Genomic DNA, 20,730 nt, shown 5'->3' with positions numbered 1-20,730 from the left:
GGTTGATAGGCCAGATATGGAAGCCCGGTAACGGGTGGAGTTGACTGGTACTAATAGGCCGAGGGCTTGTCCTCAGTTGCTCGCGTCCACTGTGTTAGTTCTGAAGTAACGAACTCGCCTTGTCGGCTGGAGTTGTTATCTTCATAGTGTTTCGGTGGTCATAGCGTTAGGGAAACGCCCGGTTACATTTCGAACCCGGAAGCTAAGCCTTTCAGCGCCGATGGTACTGCAGGGGGGACCCTGTGGGAGAGTAGGACGCCGCCGAACAAATTGTGAATGTGGGGAGCCCCGCACCGTATGGTGCGGGGCTTTTCGCATTTCCGGACACTTTTCGGACGCCACCCCGGCGCCTTTCGGACGCATTTCGGGGCGGCTCTCCATGGCGTTTACGCTCGAAGGATGCGCTATGACCTCATCATCTTCGACAACGACGGCGTGCTCGTCGACAGCGAGCCGATTTCCAATACCATCATGGCCGGTTATCTCACCGAACTCGGCCACCCCACCTCTTACGAGGAATCCATCCGCGACTACATGGGTGCCGCGATGCACCGGGTGCACGACCTGGTGAAGGAGCGGACCGGGCAGCTCCTCCCCGAGGACTTCGAGGCGACGCTGCACTCGCGCGTCTTCGAAGCGTTCGAGCGGGAGCTGGAGCCGGTCGCCGGCGTGGACGAGGTGCTGGGGAAGCTGACCGCCGACGGGACCCCGTACTGTGTGGCGTCCTCCGGCAGCCACGAGCGGATCCGGGTCGGGCACCGCAAGACCGGCCTCGAAGAGTGGTTCGAGGAGGAGTGGATTTTCAGCTCGCAGGACGTCGGCAAGGGCAAGCCGGCTCCGGACCTGTTCCTGCACGCGGCGCGCGAGATGGGTGTGGCGCCGGAGCGCTGCGCGGTGATCGAGGACAGCCCGCTCGGCGTCCAGGCCGCGGTCGCCGCAGGAATGGACGTCTACGGCTTCACGGCCATGACGCCGGCGGAGAAGCTCACCGCGGCCGGCGCGGTCACCGGCCTCTTCGCGAGCATGGCGGAACTGCCGCAGCTGCTCGCGTAACCAGACGGCTGCCAGACCGGGCGGCAGCCCAACCAGGCGGCTCCCCGACCGGACGGCTGCCAGACCGGACGGCTCCCCGGCCAGGCGGCTACCCGACCGCCCGCCACCCGGCAAGGGGACGGCCGGGTACAGGTTTCCGGCGCTCGGATACGGTGACGGGCATGAGCGGCCGCGCACAGCTGATGTGGGACGAGGCAGTAACGGGCTACGACTTCGGGCCCGGCCATCCGATGGACCCGGTCCGGCTCGCACTGACCATGCGGTTGGTGGAGGCGTTCGGGCTCGATCGCGGGCCCGATGCGGTGGAAGTGGTGGCCGCGAAGGCCGCCGGGATCTCCACCCTGGGGCTCGTGCACCGCGCGGACTACATCGACGCCGTACGGAGGGCCTCTGCCGACCCGAAGGCCGCCGACGCGGCGTACGGGCTCGGTACCGAGGACGATCCGGCGTTCGCCGGGATGCACGAGGCGTCGGCGCTGATTGCGGGGCAATCAGTGGGCGCGGCCGAGGCGGTGTGGCGCGGGGAAGCCCTGCACGCGGTGAACTTCGCGGGCGGCCTGCACCACGCGATGCCCGGCGGGGCCGCGGGCTTCTGTATCTACAACGACGCGGCGCTGGCCGTGGCGCGGCTGCTGGAGCTGGGCGCCGAGCGGGTCGCGTACGTGGATGTGGACGTGCACCACGGAGACGGCGTACAGGCCGCCTTCTGGGACGACCCGCGGGTGCTGACGATCTCCCTGCACGAGCACCCGCGGACGCTTTTCCCGAACACCGGGTGGCCCGAGGAGACCGGTGGCACCGAGGCCGAGGGCAGCGTGGTGAATGTCGCGCTGCCGGCCGGGACCGGCGACGAGGGCTGGCTGCGGGCGTTCCACGCGGTGGTGCCGGACCTGCTGGACGTGTTCCGTCCCGAGGTGCTCGTGACCCAGCACGGGGCCGACACGCACTTCGAGGACCCGCTCGCGCACCTGGCGGTGAGCCTGGACGCGCAGCGGGCGGTGGCGGCGGCCTGTCACGACCTGGCGCACGAGCACGCCGAGGGGCGCTGGGTGGCGCTGGGCGGCGGCGGGTACGCGGTGGTCGACGTCGTACCGCGCAGTTGGACACATCTGGTCGCGATCGCGGCGGGCCGGCCGATCGAGCCCGCGACGGCGGTGCCTGAGGAGTGGCGGCACGAAGTGTTCCGGCGGACGCGGGGGCCGGGCCCGTACCGGATGACGGACGGGCGGGAGGCGGGTTGGCGCGACTTCGTGAGCGGCGGGTACGACCCGGGGGACCGGCTGGACCAGGCGGTGCTGGCGGCGCGGCGGGCGGTGTTCCCCTCGCACGGGCTGCTGCCGTAGTCCGTGGGCCCGGTGAGGCGGGTCGTCCCAGAAGGCGGCCTGTACGAGGGACGGGCCGCCGGAAGGGCACGGGTTCCGTTCTCACCGGCCGAGGCCGCGTGGCGGGCCGTGCGCCCGGATGTGTGACTGTCGGGCGGTTTCGCGGCCGGTGCGGGCCCCGGGGCGTCAGCATGACGGGGTACGGGGTTCTGCTGCGAGCGGGGGCGGGGCGTGGAAGTCGGTGCGCTCAAGGCATATATGGTGCGGGCGGGTCTTGCGGGGACGATTGCTACCTCCCGGGAGAAAAGCCTGAACCGTTACCGGCTCTTCGCGGCCGGCGACCCCCGCGTACTGATCGGTCTTGAGCCCGAAGCCGACTGGTCCGTACGCGAAGTGCTTCGGGTGATGGCTGAGCGATGTGGGGTTTCGGCCGATCCCGGATATACATCCGGCCCCGATGTGATCGATCCGGACTGTACGATCGCGGGGCTCGACGCTTTCGCCGACCGGCTCGGCGCGGCGGCCGCCCGGCACGCTGCGGTACTGATCGGAACGGGCCATCCGCACCGGTTGCTGGGCTTCTACGGCGGCCTGGCAGACGCTCTGTCGGCGGCGGGGTGCCCCGTTCTCACCCCGGCGTATGGCCACTGTGTCGACATAGCGACCCGATTCGGGGTACGCACGTACAACCTTGACTACGTACGGGGAGTCGCGCTGATGCGCGAACCCGGCGTGCGGCGCGCCCCCGGTGAGCCGGGTGTGCACACCCACTCCCCCCTCCCGGTTCGTACCGCCCTCGACGCCGCAGCAGACGCCGGAGGGCCGCTTCCCGAGCTGGTGATCGGTGACCACGGATGGGTCTGCGGAGCAGGTCAGCTGGGCTTTGAGGCCATCGGACTGGCGGATACGGACGATCCGGCGCTGTTCGTCGGACAGGCGGAGGGGCGGGTGTCCGCCGTAGTTCCGCTTGATGACGCTGTGCGGTCTGATTACTACCGACCGCTTACTCGCTATGTACTCAATCGAGCGTGTCTGTCACAGTAGGCGGCCGATCGCTGCTCCTCTTCCCCACTCGCATCACCCGCCCCTAACCTGGGGAGTGAGCGCACAGCGACGGGGAGTCACCGGAGGGGAAGCCGGTGCCCGTCATGTGCGGAAGGTTCAGGTGTGTCATGGCTGCAGACCAAAGGCCTCTCAACGAGGTCGTGTTCCTGACCGTGGCGGAAGTCGCCACGGTGATGCGAGTGTCGAAGATGACCGTGTACCGCTTGGTGCACAGCGGTCATCTGCCCGCGATCCGAGTGGGGAGGTCTTTCCGGGTCCCGGAGCAAGCGGTCCACGACTACCTCCGTGAGTCTTACGTGGGGGTGGAATCGGCCTGAGGGGCCCAAGATGACCCTCGGATTACGCCGTAGGCTCGACGCCGGGTAGGCTGGCCCGATGTAGGTAGTGTGGGCTCGGACGCCCCGCACCGAGTGATACGAAGTGAGCGAGGGTAGTCGTGGGCTCTGTTATCAAGAAGCGGCGCAAGCGGATGGCCAAGAAGAAGCACCGCAAGCTGCTCAAGCGCACCCGTGTTCAGCGTCGCAACAAGAAGTAAGCGACGCTGATCACGATTCCGCAGCCTCTCACCGCATCAGGCGGTGGGGGGCTGCGGTGCGTTTCGGGACGGGTTTACGGCGCACCCGGGGAGCGCGCCGGAATGCGGGACGGGGCCATCCGGGCGAAGGGCGGGCGCCGGCAAAGCTGTCCGGTGGCACACGCAAAGCTCGGGCCAAGGCTTGAAATGTAGCTCAGCGCATCCCGCGGTCATCACAGCGCAACAACGACCCGATAGCGTGGCCGCACAGCTCGGCTCACGCGAGGGACAAAGGGCGGGAAGGAAGGGCTGATCTTGGGAAAGGTCGTGCTCGTCACTGGAGTCGCACGGCAACTGGGGGGCCGGTTCGTACGACGCATTCAGCGCGACCCCGACGTCGACCGGGTGATCGGAGTCGACGCCGTAGCGCCCGAGCACCATTTGGGCGGGGCCGAGTTCCTCAAGGCCGACATCAGGCATCCGGCCATTGCCAGAGTGCTGGCCGAGACGCACGCGGACACCGTGGTCCACATGGACATCAACGCCGCGCCGCTCGGCGGCCGGGGCAGCCGGACGCTGGTCAAGGAGACCAATGTCATCGGCACCATGCAGCTGCTCGGCGCCTGCCAGAAGGCACCGCACGTCAAACGGCTGGTGGTGAAGTCCAGCACCAGCGTGTACGGCTCGGCGCCCCGCGACCCCGCCGTCTTCACCGAGACCACGCCCCCGAAATCGCTGCCGAGCGGCGGCTTCGCCAAGGACGCGGTCGAGGTCGAGGGGTACGTACGCGGCTTCGCCCGGCGCCGTCCCGACGTGGCGGTGTGCGTGCTGCGCTTCGCCAACATCCTCGGCGCGTGCGCCGACTCGCCGCTCGCCGAGTACTTCTCGCTGCCCGTGCTGCCCACCGTCCTGGGCTACGACCCCCGGCTGCAGTTCGTGCACGAGGACGACGCGATCGAGGTGCTGCGCCTGGCCGCCGCGAAGCCGCGCCGCGGCACGCTCAACAGCGGCACGTTCAACATCGCGGGGGACGGCGCCCTGCTGCTCTCCCAGTGCTCCCGGCGGCTGGGCCGGCCCACCCTGCCGCTGTTCCTGCCGACCGTCACCTGGGCCGGCACCGCACTGCGCTCGCTCGGCATCACCGACTTCTCGCCGGAACAGATCCGGATGCTCACCCACGGCCGGGTCGTCCAGACGACCCAAATGCGGGAGACACTGGGGTTTCATCCGAAATACACGACGGCGGACTCCTTCGCGGAGTTCGCCGGCAGCCGGGGACCCGGGCTGCTGCCGCCCGAGGTCCTCGCCCGTACCGTCGACCGGCTCGCCGCCGTGCTCCCCGCACGCAGCGGCCCGACCCAGTGAGGAGTTCACCCACGATGGCGGACGCCAAGGTCATTCCCTTCGGCGAGGAGCCCCGGTCGCGCAGAAAGAGCAAGCGGCCGGGCCGCGGGAGCCGCCGCTCGGCGCTCGCGCCCGTACCGGAGCCCCGGCGGCGGGCCGGGGAGGAGCCGGTGGCCGGGGCGCCGGAGGAGCCGCCGGGGGCGTCCTGGGAGCGGCGGATCGCCGGCGGCCTGCGCTTCCTGCGCAGGCGGCTCACCGGTGAGTACGAGGTCGACGACTTCGGTTACGACGAGGAGCTCACCGACCAGGTCCTGATGACGCTGCTGCGGCCCTTCTACGAGAAGTACTTCCGGGTCGAGGTCAAGGGCATCGAGAACATCCCGGCCGACGGCGGTGCGCTGATCGTCGCCAACCACTCCGGGACGCTGCCCCTGGACGGGCTGATGCTCCAGGTCGCGGTGCACGACAACCACCCGGCCGAGCGGCACCTGCGGCTGCTGGCGGCCGACCTGGTCTTCGTCCTGCCGGTGATCAACGAGCTGGCGCGCAAGGCGGGGCACACACTGGCCTGCGCGGAGGACGCGCAGCGGCTGCTGGAGCGGGGCGAACTGGTCGGGGTGATGCCGGAGGGCTTCAAGGGCATCGGCAAGCCCTTCTCGGACCGCTACAAGCTCCAGCGGTTCGGGCGCGGCGGGTTCGTCTCCACCGCGCTGCGGGCCGGGGTGCCGATCGTGCCGTGCTCGATCGTGGGCGCGGAGGAGATCTATCCGAAGATCGGGGACGCCAAGACGCTGGCGCGGGTGCTGGGCTTCCCGTACTTCCCGCTGACGCCGACCTTCCCGTGGCTCGGGCCGCTGGGGCTGGTGCCGCTGCCGACGAAGTGGACGATCCAGTTCGGTGAGCCGATTCCGACGGACGGCTATCCGCCGGAGGCGGCGGACGACCCGATGCTGATGTTCAACCTGACGGACCAGGTGCGGGAAACGATTCAGCACACGCTCTACAAGCTGCTGGTGCAGCGGCGGTCGGTCTTCTTCTAGAAGAGCTTCTCAAGGGCCTCCGGCGCGCGCGTACGGCGCGCGCGTACGGCCTGGAGCACGTGCCGGCCTGGAGCACGTGCGGCCCGGAGGAACGCCAAGTGCCCCGGCGCCGCATCGGGCGCCGGGGCACGGCCGGCGGGTCAGCCCAGCGGGTTCTTGCCGTCGAGATTGATGTCGGGCAGGAGTCCGGGGAGCAGCGGCGGGATGGTGACGTCGGGCTCGTGCGGCGAGTCCTTGCCCGGCCGCCCCTTGCCGTCCGGCGCGGGGGTGCCGTCGTCGGTCGGCGGGTCCAGCAGGCCGCCCGTGCTGCCGCCGAGCAGTCCGTCCTTCTCCTGGGCGGGCGACGAGGCCGACGGGTGGTGGCGGGGGGCCTGGGAGCCGTCGGCCTCGCCGGACGAGGTGGCGCTCTCCCCGGACGGGGCCGGCCGGTCCGTACGGCTCTTGGCCGCGCCCGGCGCGGGCTCGCGGGGGGCGCTCTCGTGCCGGCTCGCGCCGTCCGGCGGCTTGGGCAGCAGGGAGCGCAGCGGGCCGACTTCCTCGTCTATGGCGTCGAAGACCGAGCTGACCTCGTCGCGGACGTCCATGAGCTGGGCGGGCAGGCGGTCGCGGAGCTTGCTCCAGCTGTCGCGGTGCGACTTGGTGAAGCTGTTGAGCGTCTGGATGGGGCCGAGGGAGCCGTCCCGCTCGTACGCCTCGTGGAGCAGGCGGTGGCCCTCGCCGGCGTCCTGCTTGACGCCGGAGAGCGCCTTGCGGACCTCGCCGAGCGATTCGTGGTCGAGGGCGCCGAGCCGGCCGCGCTCCATGAGGCGGTGGGCCTCGAACATGCGCGTGGACGCCTGGTCGAGGAAGAGGCGGCCCCGGTCGGCCACGTCGTCCGCCATGCCCAGTTTCAGATCCTCCATGCCGCGCTTGAGGCCGTACAGCGAGTCGCCCGGGAGCGCGTCGGAGCTGGCGGCGGCGACGCCGCTGAACGCCCCGGCCGCGACGCCGACCGTCAGGCCGCCCGCCGCGAGCCCCTTGGACAGCCGGGACCTGGGGCGCAGCCGGCCCAGGGATTTCGCGGCCCGGTGCGCCCCGCGCTGCGGTGGCACCCGCGAGCCGTCGGACGGGGCACCGCCTTCGGCGAAGGCCGCTTCCATCGCCGCGATGAGCTGGGCCCGGTGGACGGTTTTGACCTCGGGGTCCAACTCCGGCTTGGGGAGTTCTCCGAGCGTGCCGGCGACCGCCAGCAGCCTTGTTTCTCCGCACGCTTCCGCCGGTGTGCCGACCTCGTCCTCGGCCGCCGCGCCCGGAAGGACCTGATCCTCCAGGGCCTGGGCGAAGGCGTTAGCCCGCCGGTGCACCGATACGTTCGCGATCACGGGCGGCACCTCCTCTCGTCATCCCGCTCGACTCCCCGGACTGGCTTGACTATCCAGACTGGCCGGAAGGTTGCACGCCTTGTTCGCGTCCACTCGAACGAGTGAGGTGTTGCGGGCATGGCGTGACCGCAGGGAGCCTGCATTCCGCACAACGAGCGCCGCGGCACTTGGGTTACGCACTCACGATGATCTGACGGAACGGTCACGAACGATCACCTGTAGTCAAAAGGCGAGACGGCCGGCGCCGGGCGTGTCAGCGGGCGCGGAACGCCGGTCGGGCGCTGCGCCGGCGTCAACATCGGTCCGGGAGATTCAGGCGATCGGGGCGGTGGTCCAAGCGTTAGTCCTGATGATGGGCCGGAGAGGGGCCTCGGGGCGGTGAAACGGGCAACAGTGCAGGCAGGAAGGGTGATCGGGGCCCGGGAGGGCGCGCGGGCGGGGTTCCGGGGCGCCGTGGCGGCGGTCAGCGGGCGTCGTCCGGGAGCAGCCGGGCCAGGGTCCGTACGGCCCGGTACTGGAGGGTCTTGATCGCGCCCTCGTTCTTCCCCATGACGCGGGCGGTCTCCGCGACCGACAGGCCCTGGAGGAAGCGCAGTGTCACGCACTCCTGCTGCTGCGGGTTGAGCTTGCGGACCGCTTCCAGGAGCGCCGCGTTGGAGAGGGATTCCAGGACGGAGTCCTCGGGGCTGCGCTCGACCTCGTTGGCGTCGAGCATCTCGCCGGTGGTGACCTCCAGCCGGAAGCGCGACGACTTGAAGTGGTCGGCGACCAGGTTGCGGGCGATCGTGACCAGCCAGGCGCCGAAGTCGCGGCCCTGCCAGGTGAAGGTGCCGATGCGGCGCAGGGCGCGCAGGAACGTCTCGCTGGTCAGGTCCTCGGCCGTGGCCCGGCCGCCCACCCGGTAGTAGATGTAGCGGTAGACCGTGTCGGCGTACTGGTCGTAGAGGCGGCCGAACGCCTCGGCCTCGCCGGCCTGGGCGCGCTCGACGAGGTCCATCATGCGGCGGCTGTCGCTGTCGGCGGGGCGCCGGGCGGTGGGCGTGCCAGCGCCGCGGCGGGTTCTGCCGCCGGCCTTGCCGACTGTGGTGGTGCTCCCGTCGGCCAGGGCGTAGCAGGGGCCGGCGGGGGCGGCGGTGGCGAATGCGGGGACGGCGATCGCGGTGGGGACAAAACTGCGCAGGTGGTCGACGAGTGTCGTACGCAGCGTAGCCAGGCCCGAGGCGTCAACCCCGACGTGTGGGTACACGGGACTCCCAGAGGCAGAGCTTCCATCACGTGCAGTGCGGGACCGTTCACCCGTCGTAGGGACGCGTGGGTACCGGTTTGCGTCTGAGGAGAATAACGCTTCGTACAGGCAGCGCTACACCCAGTTGCTCAAATCATCGATTACTTCTGGTCCGTTACGCGTTCATGCCCGTTCAAGTATCGATTGCTGAGCAGATATTGATCAGAAAGGAACGTGATCTGCCTGGTTGCAGGGCGTGTTGTGGCGGACCGTCAGCAACGGGACTGTGGGGGACGGGGTGGGGGTATAGAGCAGGGATTGCCCGCGGGACGGGGCTGACGGGCCGCCGGTCACGGCCGGTGAGCGGACGGCGGGCGCCGCCGCCGGGCGTGGCGGCCTCAGCCGCGGTCCGGCGCGTCCGCCAGCCACTCGGCGTACCACTCGCGGAACCAGGGACCCGGTGCCAGGTGGGGCCAGACCGCCAGATCGTCGTACCAGACGCGCCCGCGCTGCGCGCCGGTGACGACGAGGCGGACGAGGTACGGCTCCGGCAGCTCGACGCCGTGCTCCGCCTCGAACGCGCGGAGTTCCGCGGCGGGCAGCGGCGGTGCGAGCCGGTACCGGTGCTTGTCGGCGCCGGTGCGCGCGAGCCGGGGGTCGCGGCGCGCCAGCTCCGCCAGGCGGCCCCGGATCGCGGCCGCGTCCCAGGAGGCCGCGGGGCCGGTGGCCGATTGCGTACGGGGGCGCCCGTCCACCGTGGTCAGCGGCGGCGGCGCTGGAGCGCGACGGCCGCGGCGGCGCCGCCCGCCAGGGCGCCCACGCCGGCCGCCGCCGGGATGCCGATCTTCACGGCCTTGCGCCCCGTCCGGTAGTCCCGCAGCCGCCAGCCCTGCTCGCGGGCGTGCTTGCGCAACCGCCCGTCGGGGTTGACCGCGTACGGGTGGCCGACCAGCGACAGCATCGGGATGTCGTTGGCGGAGTCGCTGTAGGCGGCGCAGCGCTCCAGGTCCAGGCCCTCGGCGGCGGCCAGCGCCCGTACGGCCTCGGCCTTGGCGGGGCCGTGCAGCGGCTCGCCGACCAGCTTGCCGGTGTAGACGCCGCCGACGGACTCGGCGACGGTGCCGAGGGCGCCGGTCAGGCCGAGCCGCCGGGCGATGATCGTCGCGGTCTCGACGGGCGCGGCGGTGACCAGCCAGACCTTCTGGCCCGCGTCCAGGTGGGCCTGGGCGAGGGCGCGGGTGCCGGGCCAGATCCGCTCGGCCATGTACTCGTCGTAGATCTCCTCGCCGATGGTCATCAGCTCGGAGACGCGGTGGCCCTGGACGATGGACAGCGCGCTGTTGCGGGCGTCCGCCATGTGCTCGGGGTTCTCCGAGCCGATGAAGCGGAAGTAGATCTGCTGCCAGACGAAGCGGGCCAGGTCGCGCTTGTGGAAGAAGCGCCGCTTGTACAGGCCGCGCCCGAAGTGGAAGAGGGACGCGCCCTGCATGACGGTGTTGTCGAGGTCGAAGAAGGCGGCGGCGCAGGTGTCGCCGACGACCGGGAACTCCGGCTCCTCGGCCGTGGTGTCCTCGGCGGCCGCCTCCTGGGCCTCCGCTTCCAGGGAGGACTTGCGTGCGGCCTCGGCCGCTGCCTCGCCGGCGAGCACGCTGCGCGCGGTGGCGGGGCGCCTACGGCGGCTGAACCATCCCGTGGGGAGGTGCGTGCCGTAGGTGTTCCTGCGGGGGCGGCGGTCGGGCGACGGGTGGGCCATGTGGCTAGCCTAGCCAGGTTGTTCGGTGCATCCGGTTACGGCCGGATGTCGGACGGGCCGGGTTCGGCCGACGGTCGCGTTACGGCCATTCGGGTGACGGCTCCGGGCGGCGGGGCGCGCCCGGCGCCGGGGGCGTACGCCGGGGGGTACCAACGGCGTACGTGACCGGTACGGCCCGGTCGTAGCCGGGCTCGTACGGCGGTGGGGGCGGGGTGTGGTGCGGTCAGGCGCCCAGTGCCTTGCGCAGCCGCTGGGGGTCGACCCGCCAGAAATCGTGCTGCGCGCCGTCCACGAGGACGACCGGAATCTGTTCCCAGTACTTGCGGTACAGCTCCTCGTCCTGGGTGATGTCCTTCTTCTCCCAGGAGGCGCCGGTCTCCGCGCACACTTTTTCGATGACTTCTTGTGCGACATCGCACAAGTGGCAGCCGGGCTTTCCGATGAGCGTGACCGTGCTGTCCGCGGGATTCTTGCGGGTGTTGCGGTTGAAGAGGGAGGCCATGCCCGCAATTGTGCCTCCGCTCGGCGGGTTGGACAGTCGCCTCGGTCGACTACCATCGGTGGGCGATTTGTAGGTTTCCGGGGGGATAGCGGTGAGGAGTGAGGGCGCGTGCTGCCGTCGGCGCTCCCGTGTTACCGGCGCGAAACATGTGAACGGTGCGCCGGCAGAGTTGGTTCCGGACGGGGCCGTAAAAGCCGCGTGACCCCGGTCACTTTGCCCGGACAAAGCGGACACCATCTTTGTGCACGCGTTCACAAAGACATAGCCTGCTGTCGACGGGGCGGTCGGGGAACACACGGCCGTCCACAGCCCCGCTCTACCCGCAGGAGCACCGTGGCAACTGGCCGAACTCACCGACCGGCGACCCGAAGCCGAGGGATTCCCGAGGCCACCGTCGCCCGCCTTCCGCTGTATCTGCGCGCGTTGACCGCGCTCTCCGAGCGTTCGGTACCCACGGTCTCCTCCGAGGAACTCGCGGCCGCCGCCGGGGTCAACTCCGCCAAGCTGCGCAAGGACTTCTCCTACCTCGGCTCGTACGGCACCCGCGGGGTCGGCTACGACGTGGAGTACCTCGTCTACCAGATCTCCCGCGAGCTGGGCCTGACGCAGGACTGGCCGGTCGTGATCGTCGGTATCGGCAACCTCGGCGCCGCCCTGGCCAACTACGGCGGCTTCGCCTCCCGCGGGTTCCGTGTCGCTGCGCTCATAGACGCCGACCCGGCCATGGCCGGCAAGCCGGTGGCGGGCATCGCCGTCCAGCACACCGACGAGCTGGAAAAGATCATCACCGACAACGGCGTCTCGATCGGCGTGATCGCGACCCCGGCCGGCGCGGCCCAGCAGGTCTGCGACCGCCTCGTCGCCGCCGGTGTCACCTCCATCCTGAACTTCGCGCCGACCGTGCTGACCGTCCCGGACGGCGTGGACGTGCGCAAGGTCGACCTGTCGATAGAGCTGCAGATCCTGGCCTTCCACGAGCAGCGCAAGGCGGGCGAGGACGCCGGGCACGACGAGACCGGCGACGCCCGTGCCGCCGCCGCGCGCGAGGCCCGGCGGGCGGTGCGCGAGGTGCGCGAGGCCGTGGGCAAGGCCGACCCGGACGCGGACGCCCCCACCGGGTCGTCCGACCGCAAGGGACCCGACGGGGACGTTCCCGCCGTGATGCCGGCATGAGCCTTCTAGTAGTAGGGCTCAGTCACCGCAGTGCCCCCGTGAGCGTGCTGGAGCACGCCGCCATCGCCCCCGACGCGCGCGGCAAGCTCCTCCAGGACACGGTGTCGGCCGAGCCGGCCGCCGAGGCCGCGGTGCTCTCCACCTGCAACCGCATCGAGCTGTACGCCGACGTGGACAAGTTCCACGCCGGTGTCGCCGAGCTGTCCACGCTGCTGGCCCGGCACAGCGGCGCGGGGCTGGACGAGCTGACCCCGTACCTCTACGTGCACTACGAGGACCGGGCCGTCCACCACCTCTTCTCGGTGGCCTGCGGCCTGGACTCGATGGTCGTGGGCGAGGGCCAGATCCTCGGCCAGATCAAGGACGCGCTCGCCGTCGCGCAGGAGCAGCACACCGCGGGCCGCCTGCTGAACGACCTGTTCCAGCAGGCGCTGCGGGTCGGCAAGCGTGCCCACAGCGAGACCGGCATCGACAAGGCGGGCCAGTCGCTGGTCACCTTCGGCCTGGAGCAGCTGGCCCGGGGCACCGACGTCGCCGAGTGGGCCCGGGGCAAGCGCGCCCTGGTCATCGGCGCCGGTTCCATGTCGTCGCTGGCCGCCACCACGCTCGTACGGGCCGGGGTGAGCGAACTGGCCGTGGCCAACCGGACGGTGGAGCGCGCCGAGCGGCTCACGCGGATCCTGACCGAGCCGGGCTCGGCGGGCGCGCTGAACGGGCTGACCGCCCGCGCCGTGCCGATGCCCGCCGTCGAGACCGAGCTGGCGCTCGCCGACGTCGTCGTCTCCTGTACGGGTGCGACGGGTCTGGTCCTGACCGGCGAGGCGATCACCGGTGCCGCCGAGACCCGCGCCGCCCGTATCGCGGCGGGTGACGGGTACGCCGGCACCGCGGGCGGCGCCGGCAGCACGGCCGCCCCGGCGCCCGAGCTGGCACTGCTGGACCTGGCCATGCCGCGGGACATCGACGCCGCCGCCCACCGGGCCGAGGGCGTGCACCTCGTCGACATCGAGTCGCTGGCCGCCGCCTCGGCGGACGCCCCGATGGCGGCCGACGTGGACCGGGTGCGCGGCATCGTCTCCGACGAGGTGGCCGCGTTCGGCGCCGCGCAGCGGGCCGCGCACATCACGCCGACGGTGGTCGCGCTGCGCACCATGGCGGCCGACGTCGTGGCGAGCGAGATCGCCCGGCTCGACGGCCGCCTCCCCGACCTCGACGACAAGCAGCGCGCGGAGATCACCCAGACCGTGCGCCGGGTCGTCGACAAACTCCTGCACGCGCCCACCGTGCGGGTCAAGCAGCTGGCCAGCGAGCCCGGCGGTGCCGGGTACGCGGACGCGCTGCGCGAACTCTTCGACCTCGACCCCCAGACGGTTGCCGCCGTCAGCCGGGCCGACACGCGGGCCGACGGCCCGCACACAGCACGGGAGCGGGCATGACTGACAGCAATCCACGGGCACTGCGGCTGGGCACGCGGCGCAGCAAGCTCGCCATGGCCCAGTCCGGCATGGTGGCCGAGGCGGTGCGCGAGCTGACCGGCCGCCCCGTCGAGCTGGTGGAGATCACCACCTACGGCGACATCTCGCGCGAGCACCTGGCGCAGATCGGCGGCACCGGCGTATTCGTCTCCGCGCTGCGCGACGCGCTGCTCGACGGGTCGATCGACTTCGCCGTGCACTCGCTCAAGGACCTGCCGACCGCGCAGCCCGACGACCTGACGCTGGCCGCGGTGCCGGTGCGCGAGGACCCCCGCGACGTGCTGGTGGCGCGCGACGGCCTGGCCTTCGAGGAGCTGCCGGACGGCGCCCGCGTGGGTACGGGGTCGCCGCGCCGCATGGCGCAGCTGAACGCCTGGGCGCGTTCGCTGGGCCGGCGGGTGGAGGCGGTGCCGATCCGCGGCAACATCGACACCCGTATCGGCTACGTCGAGAAGGGCGAGCTGGACGCGGTCGTGCTGGCCGCGGCCGGGCTGTCCCGTATCGGCCGGATCGAGGAGGCGACGGAACACCTGTCGCCCGACATGGTTTTGCCCGCCCCCGGTCAGGGGGCCCTGGCGGTGGAGTGTGCCGCGCGCAACGCGCAGCTCGCCGCCCAGCTCGCCGAGCTCGACGACCCGTTCACCCGGGCCGCCGTGACCGCCGAGCGTTCCCTGCTCGCCGCCCTGGAGGCCGGCTGCTCCGCACCTGTGGGTGCGCTGGCCGACCTGCAGGCCGACGGGCAGGCTGTCACCGAAATGCGCCTGCGCGGCGTCGTCGGCACGACCGACGGCGGCACGCTGGTGCAGCTGTCCACCACCGGACACGTACCCGCCTCTCTCGGCGACGCGGCGACCCCCGTGAACATGGGGCGCGAACTCGCCGCCGAGATGCTCGCGAAGGGTGCGGCCGGTCTTATGGGGGAGCGAGCACTTTGAACCCCACCGCCCCGAACCACCCCGCTGCCGGCCAGGTCACCTTCATCGGTGCCGGGCCCGGAGACCCGGGACTGCTGACGCTGCGTGCCGTGGAGGCACTGGCACGCGCGGACGTGCTGATCGCCGACCCGCAGGTGCTCGACGTCGTCCGCGCGCATGCGCGGGCGAATGTGGACACGCCGCAGCAGCCGACGGCTGACGAAGCGTCAACCACCGCCGGAGTCCCCGCGCTTAGGGACACCACCAATCTTGTCATGTCGGCTGTGCGCACCGGCAAGCGGGTGGTGCGTGCGGTGTCCGGCGATCCCGGCCTGGACGCCCATGTCGCCGAGGAGATGCTGGCGTGCGCCGCCGAGGGCGTCGTCTTCGAGGTCGTGCCGGGCATCGCCGCGGCCGTCGGCGTGCCCGCGTACGCCGGTGTGCCGCTGCGCGACGCGGACGGCACGGACGTGCGCTTCGTCGACGCGCGGACCGCCGACGCCCGCTGCTGGTCGGAGGTGGGCGCCAGCGACGCCACCGCCGTCGTCTCCACCGCGCTGGACTCGGTGGCCGCGGCCGCGGCCGAGCTGGTGTCGGCGGGCCGCAAGCCCGACACCCCGATGTCGGTGACGGTCGCCGGTACGACGACGCGCCAGCGCACGTGGAACACGACGCTCGGCTCGGTCGCCCAGGTGCTGAAGGCCGCGAAGGTGCTGCCGTCGGCGGACGGCGGCCAGCCGGTCATAGCCGTGGTCGGCGAGCGCAGTGCCGCGGCCCAGCGCGACCGGCTGTCCTGGTTCGAGAACAAGCCGCTGTTCGGCTGGCGGGTCCTCGTGCCGCGGACGAAGGAGCAGGCCGCCTCGCTCTCCGACCAGCTCGTCGAGTACGGCGCGGTGCCGCACGAGGTGCCGACCATCGCCGTGGAGCCGCCGCGCACCCCGCAGCAGATGGAGCGCGCGGTCAAGGGCCTGGTCACCGGGCGCTACGAGTGGATCGCCTTCACCTCGGTCAACGCCGTCAAGGCGGTCCGGGAGAAGTTCGAGGAGTACGGGCTCGACGCCCGCGCGTTCGCCGGGATCAAGGTCGCGGCGGTGGGCGAGCAGACCGCCAAGGCGCTGATCGCCTTCGGCGTGAAGCCCGACCTCGTACCGTCCGGCGAGCAGTCCGCCGCCGGGCTGCTGGAGGACTGGCCGCCGTACGACCCGGTCTTCGACCCGATCGACCGCGTCTTCCTGCCGCGCGCCGACATCGCCACCGAGACGCTGGTGGCGGGCCTGATCGAGCTGGGCTGGGAGGTCGACGACGTCACGGCCTACCGGACCGTACGGGCCTCGCCGCCGCCGCAGGAGACCCGCGAGGCGATCAAGGGCGGCGGTTTCGACGCCGTGCTGTTCACCTCGTCCTCCACGGTGCGCAACCTGGTCGGCATCGCCGGCAAGCCGCACAACGTGACCGTGATCGCCTGTATCGGCCCGGCCACCGCCAAGACCGCCGAGGAGCACGGGCTGCGCGTGGACGTCATGTCGCCCGAGCCGTCGGTGCACAAGTTGGCCGAAGCGCTCGCGGACTTCGGGGCGGCGCGGCGCGATGCCGCGCTGGAGGCCGGGGACCCGGTCACGCGCCCCAGCGAGCGCCGGCCCGGATCGCGTAGGAGGGCTCGCAGTTGAGCAGCAGTACGTACGGCAACTTCCCCGGCGCCCGGCCGCGTCGGCTGCGCACCACGCCGGCCATGCGCCGGATGGTCGCCGAACACCGCCTGCACCCGGCGGACCTGATCCTGCCCGCGTTCGTGCGGGAGGGGATCTCGGAGCCGATGCCGATTGGTGCGATGCCGGGCGTCGTCCAGCACACCCGTGACACGCTGCGGAAGGCCGCCGTCGAGGCGGCCGAGGCGGGCGTCGCCGGGATCATGCTGTTCGGCGTGCCGGAGGACGCGAAGAAGGACGCCGCCGGCTCGGCCGGCACGGACCCGGACGGCATCCTCCAGCAGGGCATCCGGGACGTGCGCGCCGAGGTCGGCGACAACCTGGTGATCATGTCGGACCTGTGCCTGGACGAGTACACCGACCACGGCCACTGCGGTGTCCTGGACGGCGAGGGCAGGGTGGACAACGACGCGACGCTGGAGCGCTACGCCGAGATGGCGCAGGTCCAGGCCGACGCGGGCGTCCACGTGGTGGGCCCGAGCGGCATGATGGACGGCCAGGTCGGCGTCATCCGCGACGCGCTGGACCAGACCGGCCACGAGGACGTCTCGATCCTGGCGTACACCGCGAAGTACGCCTCCGCGTTCTACGGCCCGTTCCGCGAGGCCGTCGGCTCCTCCCTCAAGGGCGACCGCAAGACCTACCAGCAGGACTACGGCAACTCCCGCGAGTCGCTGCGCGAGCTGGCGCTCGACCTCCAGGAGGGCGCCGACATGGTCATGGTCAAGCCGGGTATGCCGTACCTGGACGTGCTGGCGAAGATCGCGGAAGCGGTGGACGTGCCGGTCGCCGCGTACCAGATCTCCGGTGAGTACGCGATGGTCGAGGCCGCCGCCGAGAAGGGCTGGATCGACCGTGACGCGGCGATCCTGGAGTCCCTGACCGGCTTCAAGCGCGCGGGCGCGGACATGATCCTGACCTACTGGGCCACAGAGGTCGCGCGCAAGCTCTAGTTCCCCCTACGTATCTCCACCGTTCCCACGTCGAACGCGTGTACCCAACTCCCTCCGGGGGCAAGGGAAAAGCGACGTCACGACAGGGAGGGGTACAGGGCATGAGAGTTCGCCTGAAGAGATGGCGGCGCTCCGTCGGGAGCGCCGCCATCGCGTTGTGCGCGGCGGCCGGACTCGGCGGGGCGCTGGCCGCGCCGGCGGCCGCGGCGGCCGGCCCGACGCCCGTCACCTCGTACACGTATACGAGCGTGGCGGGGGACTACATCGGGCAGGGCAAGGCCGGTACGTACCGGGAGCCGACCGCGAAGATCACCTTGACCGGGGACGCCGGGGCGGTCCGCGTCCGCGTCGAGGGTGGCGAAGACCTGTGGGACATCGACATCGCCGCCCCCAAGGGCGAGCAGCTGCGCCCCGGCGTCTACCGGGACGCCGAGCGGGCGGCGTTCCGCACCGGCCGTTCGCCCGGCCTCGACGTCGGCGGCAACGGCCGCGGCTGCAACGAGGTCTACGGGCAGTTCACGGTCAACCAGATCGCCACGGACGCGTCGGGCGCGGTCACGCTGCTCGACGCCTCGTACACGCAGAAGTGCGAGTCGGCGACGGCCCAGCCGCTCAAGGGGACGCTCAAGTACCGCGCGCTGCCGCTGTCGTACGCGTACAAGAGCGAGCCGGGAGACTGGATCGGCCAGGGGAAGTCGGCGACGCATCTGGGGGCGACCAGCACCTTCACGCTCCAGAACGCCCCGGACGGCGGTGTCGGGTTCGCGGTCGAAGGCAAGCGGGAGGAATGGACGGCGGAGTTCCGGCCGCCGCCGGGCGAGCGGCTGGCGTCCGGGCGTACGTACCAGGTCACCGACGCCCAGGGCAGCGCTCGGATGGACGTCTCCGGCAACCACCACGGCTGCAACACGACCACCGGCGAGTTCACCGTCGACCGCCTGTACTTCGCCGACGACGGCACGCCGACGGGTCTCGCCGTCCGCTTCAAGCAGTTCTGCGACGACAGCACCGCGGCGCTGACGGGCACCATTCGCCACGGCGCCTGAGGCGGGTTGCGGGCCGCGCCCTCTCCGGGGAGCGCGGCCCGCAACATCCGCCCCGTGCGCGGCGATTGGCCGGTTCCGTGGCTTGTGCCCCTCTCGTGGCGTCCACATAATCGCAACGCTCTGCCGCGTCGTGGCGCCCCCTCCCCCACGTAATCGCTCTGCCGGTGGGCGCCCTCCGACGTGAACTTGGCTTGAGCCGGTCAGCGCAGACCGGCGGTGGCCGATGGCGCGCAACCCCCTTCGAGAGGACGTCCGTTGACCCGCTCCGCGACATTCCTGAAGAGATCCGTGGCCCTCGGCGCAATCGCCCTGGCGGCCCTGTCCCTGCAGCCCGGCGCCGCACAGGCGGCCCCCGAACCGACCCCGTCGACGTCGAGCAGCACACCCGGTTCCAAGGTCGTCGGCGGCGTGCCCGCCGCGCAGGGCGAGTTCCCGTTCATGGTCCGGCTGTCCATGGGCTGCGGCGGCGCGCTCTACCGGCCGGACATCGTGCTCACCGCCGCACACTGTGTGGACGGCAGCGGCAACAACACCTCCATCACCGCCACCGCCGGCGTGGTGGACCTCCAGAGCTCCAGCGCGATCAAGATCAAGTCCACCAAGGTGCTCCAGGCCCCCGGCTACGACGGCTCGGGCAAGGACTGGGCGCTGATCAAGCTGGCCCGCCCGGTCACCAACCTGCCCACCCTCCCCGTCACCACGGACGGGCGCTACGACTCGGGCGACTTCGTCGTCGCCGGATGGGGCGCGACCCGCGAGGGCGGCGGACAGCAGCGCTACCTGCGCAAGGCGACCGTGCCGTTCGTCGACACCCCCACCTGCCAGCGCGCGTACGGGAGTTCCTACATCCCCGGTGAGGAGATCTGCGCCGGAATCATGTCCACCGGCGGCGTCGACACCTGCCAGGGCGACTCCGGCGGCCCGATGTTCCGCAAGGACAACAACGGCGCCTGGATACAGGTCGGCATCACCAGCTGGGGCGACGGCTGTGCGCGGCCGGGCAAGCCGGGCGTCTACACGCGGGTGAGCGCCTTCGCGAAGGCCATCGCGACCGCCGCGGACCAACTGCGGCGCTGAGTAGGGACGAACGGGGCGGGGCGGCGCTCAGGCCGCCCCGCCCTTCTGCTTGCTCTCACATTTGCTTGCTCTCACGCCGGAACCGGTACCGACCCATCCAGATACGGATACGTCGCCGTTCTCGACAAGTGGCCTGTTTCAGAACCTTGTGCGTCTTTGGCGTGCGTCCACATAATCACAACGCTCCAGTCACGAAATGGCACTTCCTGCGCAGTACTGCGCATCGGTTGTGCTGCTCCGTGCTGCCCCGTGCCGCCGCGTGCCGCGCGGTACGAGCTGGACACCGCTGTACCTCCCCGACGCGAGAGGAAAGTCCTTGAAGCGCTCCGCGAGATGTATCAAGCGTTCCATAGCCGTTGGCGCCGCCGTGGCGGCGGCCGTCGCACTCCAGTCGGCGAGCGGCGCCAGCGCCGCCCCGGCACCGACGCCGACCCCCGGCCAGCAGATCATCGGCGGGCCGCCCGCCGCCCAGGGCGAGTTCCCGTTCATGGTCCGGCTCTCCATGGGCTGCGGCGGCTCCCTCATCAGGGACAACGTCGTGCTGACCGCCGCGCACTGCGTGGACGGCAGCGGACCCAACACGTCCATCACCGTCACCGCGGGCGTCGTCGACCTCCAGGACCCCAAGGCCGTCAAGGTGAAGTCGGCCGAGGTCCTCCAGGCCCCCGGCTACAACGGCAAGGGCAAGGACTGGGCCCTGATCAGGCTCGCCACGCCGATCAAGGACGCGGAAACGCTGCATCTCGCCGAGGACGACTCGTTCGACCACGGCAAGTTCACCATCACCGGCTGGGGCGCGGACAAGGAAGGCGGCGCCCAGCAGCGCTTCCTGCGCAAGGCCAAGGTCCCGTTCGTGAACACGACCGCCTGCCAGCTGGCGTACGGCAGCGAACTGACCCCCGGCGAGGAGATCTGCGCCGGCTTCGTGGCCGAGGGTGGCGTCGACACCTGCCAGGGCGACTCCGGCGGCCCGATGTTCCGCCGCGACGAGGACGGCGACTGGGTCCAGGTCGGCATCACCAGCTGGGGCGAGGGCTGCGCGCGGCCCGGCAAGCCCGGCGTCTACACGAAGGTGAGCGCCTTCTCCGCCCAGATCGAGAAGGCCGCCGGCAAGATGGCGCGCTGACCGGACGCGGGTCCCGGGCCACGCAAGCGGTGGCCCGGGACGCGCACGCCCAGCCCGCGAAACCCTTTCCCCGATTCCCAT

At 71.3% G+C, this 20,730-nt stretch carries 20 protein-coding genes and 2 rRNA genes; 17 read left to right on the top strand and 5 right to left on the bottom strand.

Annotated elements, in window-relative coordinates:
* The 9 genes from ACH4OW_RS20870 to ACH4OW_RS20830 all read left to right on the top strand — a co-directional run.
* Positions 1–74 (top strand): 23S ribosomal RNA (locus tag ACH4OW_RS20870); the annotation flags it as partial.
* A 76-nt stretch (positions 75–150) separates the two neighbouring features.
* A 5S ribosomal RNA gene (gene rrf, locus ACH4OW_RS20865) occupies positions 151–267 on the top strand.
* Positions 268–399: 132 nt separating this feature from the next.
* Positions 400–1,053 carry an HAD family hydrolase gene (locus ACH4OW_RS20860; RefSeq protein ID WP_398029481.1) on the top strand — a complete coding sequence of 218 codons (654 nt, stop codon included), beginning with the start codon at positions 400–402 and terminating at the stop codon, positions 1,051–1,053.
* A gap of 161 nt (positions 1,054–1,214) precedes the next feature.
* Positions 1,215–2,396 carry an acetoin utilization protein AcuC gene (locus tag ACH4OW_RS20855; protein ID WP_398029479.1) on the top strand — a complete coding sequence of 394 codons (1,182 nt, stop codon included), beginning with the start codon at positions 1,215–1,217 and terminating at the stop codon, positions 2,394–2,396.
* Between the two features lie 237 nt (positions 2,397–2,633).
* Complete coding sequence (locus tag ACH4OW_RS20850) at positions 2,634–3,419, top strand: phosphatase (protein WP_360125029.1); 786 nt, start codon at positions 2,634–2,636, stop codon at positions 3,417–3,419.
* Positions 3,420–3,547: 128 nt separating this feature from the next.
* Positions 3,548–3,757: a helix-turn-helix domain-containing protein gene (locus tag ACH4OW_RS20845; RefSeq protein ID WP_014144137.1), complete on the top strand. Its 210-nt coding sequence runs from the start codon at positions 3,548–3,550 to the stop codon at positions 3,755–3,757.
* Between the two features lie 119 nt (positions 3,758–3,876).
* A complete protein-coding gene (locus ACH4OW_RS20840; RefSeq protein ID WP_003948845.1) occupies positions 3,877–3,975 on the top strand; it encodes a 30S ribosomal protein bS22 in 99 nt (32 codons plus the stop codon).
* Positions 3,976–4,269: 294 nt separating this feature from the next.
* Complete coding sequence (locus ACH4OW_RS20835; RefSeq protein ID WP_360124987.1) at positions 4,270–5,319, top strand: NAD-dependent epimerase/dehydratase family protein; 1,050 nt, start codon at positions 4,270–4,272, stop codon at positions 5,317–5,319.
* 14 nt (positions 5,320–5,333) lie between these two features.
* Entirely contained in the window at positions 5,334–6,338 is a 1,005-nt protein-coding gene (locus ACH4OW_RS20830) for a lysophospholipid acyltransferase family protein (RefSeq protein WP_360124984.1), read from the top strand.
* A gap of 140 nt (positions 6,339–6,478) precedes the next feature.
* On the opposite strand, the gene ACH4OW_RS20825 is transcribed toward ACH4OW_RS20830, so the two are convergent.
* The 5 genes from ACH4OW_RS20825 to ACH4OW_RS20805 form a co-directional block, all read right to left on the bottom strand.
* The gene (locus ACH4OW_RS20825) at positions 6,479–7,699 is read right to left on the bottom strand and encodes a DUF5667 domain-containing protein (RefSeq protein ID WP_398029476.1); all 1,221 of its coding nucleotides are present in this window, start codon (positions 7,697–7,699) and stop codon (positions 6,479–6,481) included.
* 463 nt (positions 7,700–8,162) lie between these two features.
* The gene (locus ACH4OW_RS20820; RefSeq protein WP_360124978.1) at positions 8,163–8,945 is read right to left on the bottom strand and encodes an ECF subfamily RNA polymerase sigma factor, BldN family; all 783 of its coding nucleotides are present in this window, start codon (positions 8,943–8,945) and stop codon (positions 8,163–8,165) included.
* Positions 8,946–9,322: 377 nt separating this feature from the next.
* Positions 9,323–9,679, bottom strand: coding sequence for a hypothetical protein (locus ACH4OW_RS20815; RefSeq protein WP_398029474.1), 357 nt, complete (start codon positions 9,677–9,679; stop codon positions 9,323–9,325).
* 5 nt (positions 9,680–9,684) lie between these two features.
* Positions 9,685–10,677, bottom strand: coding sequence for an HAD-IB family hydrolase (locus ACH4OW_RS20810; RefSeq protein ID WP_360124973.1), 993 nt, complete (start codon positions 10,675–10,677; stop codon positions 9,685–9,687).
* Between the two features lie 223 nt (positions 10,678–10,900).
* The gene (locus tag ACH4OW_RS20805) at positions 10,901–11,179 is read right to left on the bottom strand and encodes a glutaredoxin family protein (RefSeq protein ID WP_360124970.1); all 279 of its coding nucleotides are present in this window, start codon (positions 11,177–11,179) and stop codon (positions 10,901–10,903) included.
* Positions 11,180–11,512: 333 nt separating this feature from the next.
* Between ACH4OW_RS20805 and ACH4OW_RS20800 the strand changes: the two genes are divergently transcribed.
* The 8 genes from ACH4OW_RS20800 (at position 11,513) to ACH4OW_RS20765 (ending at position 20,649) form a co-directional block, all read left to right on the top strand.
* On the top strand, positions 11,513–12,352 hold the full coding sequence (locus ACH4OW_RS20800) for a redox-sensing transcriptional repressor Rex (RefSeq protein ID WP_360124967.1): 840 nt from the start codon (positions 11,513–11,515) through the stop codon (positions 12,350–12,352).
* Complete coding sequence (locus ACH4OW_RS20795; RefSeq protein WP_360124964.1) at positions 12,349–13,788, top strand: glutamyl-tRNA reductase; 1,440 nt, start codon at positions 12,349–12,351, stop codon at positions 13,786–13,788. The genes ACH4OW_RS20800 and ACH4OW_RS20795 overlap by 4 nt, the downstream gene beginning before the upstream one ends.
* Entirely contained in the window at positions 13,785–14,762 is a 978-nt protein-coding gene (gene hemC / locus ACH4OW_RS20790; protein ID WP_398029470.1) for a hydroxymethylbilane synthase, read from the top strand. Before ACH4OW_RS20795 ends, hemC begins: the two co-directional genes overlap by 4 nt.
* Positions 14,759–16,408 carry a uroporphyrinogen-III synthase gene (locus ACH4OW_RS20785; protein ID WP_398029468.1) on the top strand — a complete coding sequence of 550 codons (1,650 nt, stop codon included), beginning with the start codon at positions 14,759–14,761 and terminating at the stop codon, positions 16,406–16,408. The genes hemC and ACH4OW_RS20785 overlap by 4 nt, the downstream gene beginning before the upstream one ends.
* The gene (hemB, locus tag ACH4OW_RS20780) at positions 16,405–17,400 is read left to right on the top strand and encodes a porphobilinogen synthase (RefSeq protein WP_398029466.1); all 996 of its coding nucleotides are present in this window, start codon (positions 16,405–16,407) and stop codon (positions 17,398–17,400) included. Before ACH4OW_RS20785 ends, hemB begins: the two co-directional genes overlap by 4 nt.
* Positions 17,401–17,501: 101 nt before the next feature.
* Positions 17,502–18,446 carry a hypothetical protein gene (locus tag ACH4OW_RS20775; protein WP_398029464.1) on the top strand — a complete coding sequence of 315 codons (945 nt, stop codon included), beginning with the start codon at positions 17,502–17,504 and terminating at the stop codon, positions 18,444–18,446.
* Positions 18,447–18,701: 255 nt separating this feature from the next.
* Positions 18,702–19,523, top strand: coding sequence for a serine protease (locus ACH4OW_RS20770; RefSeq protein WP_360124949.1), 822 nt, complete (start codon positions 18,702–18,704; stop codon positions 19,521–19,523).
* Between the two features lie 367 nt (positions 19,524–19,890).
* Positions 19,891–20,649, top strand: a complete 759-nt coding sequence (locus ACH4OW_RS20765) for a S1 family peptidase (protein WP_398029462.1) — start codon at positions 19,891–19,893, stop codon at positions 20,647–20,649.
* Positions 20,650–20,730: the final 81 nt, after the last annotated feature.

The sequence above is a fragment of the Streptomyces sp. NPDC017056 genome, assembly GCF_044332485.1.
In the GTDB taxonomy this organism is placed as follows: Bacteria; Actinomycetota; Actinomycetes; order Streptomycetales; family Streptomycetaceae; genus Streptomyces.
This window is presented reverse-complemented; position numbering and strand designations above follow the sequence as displayed.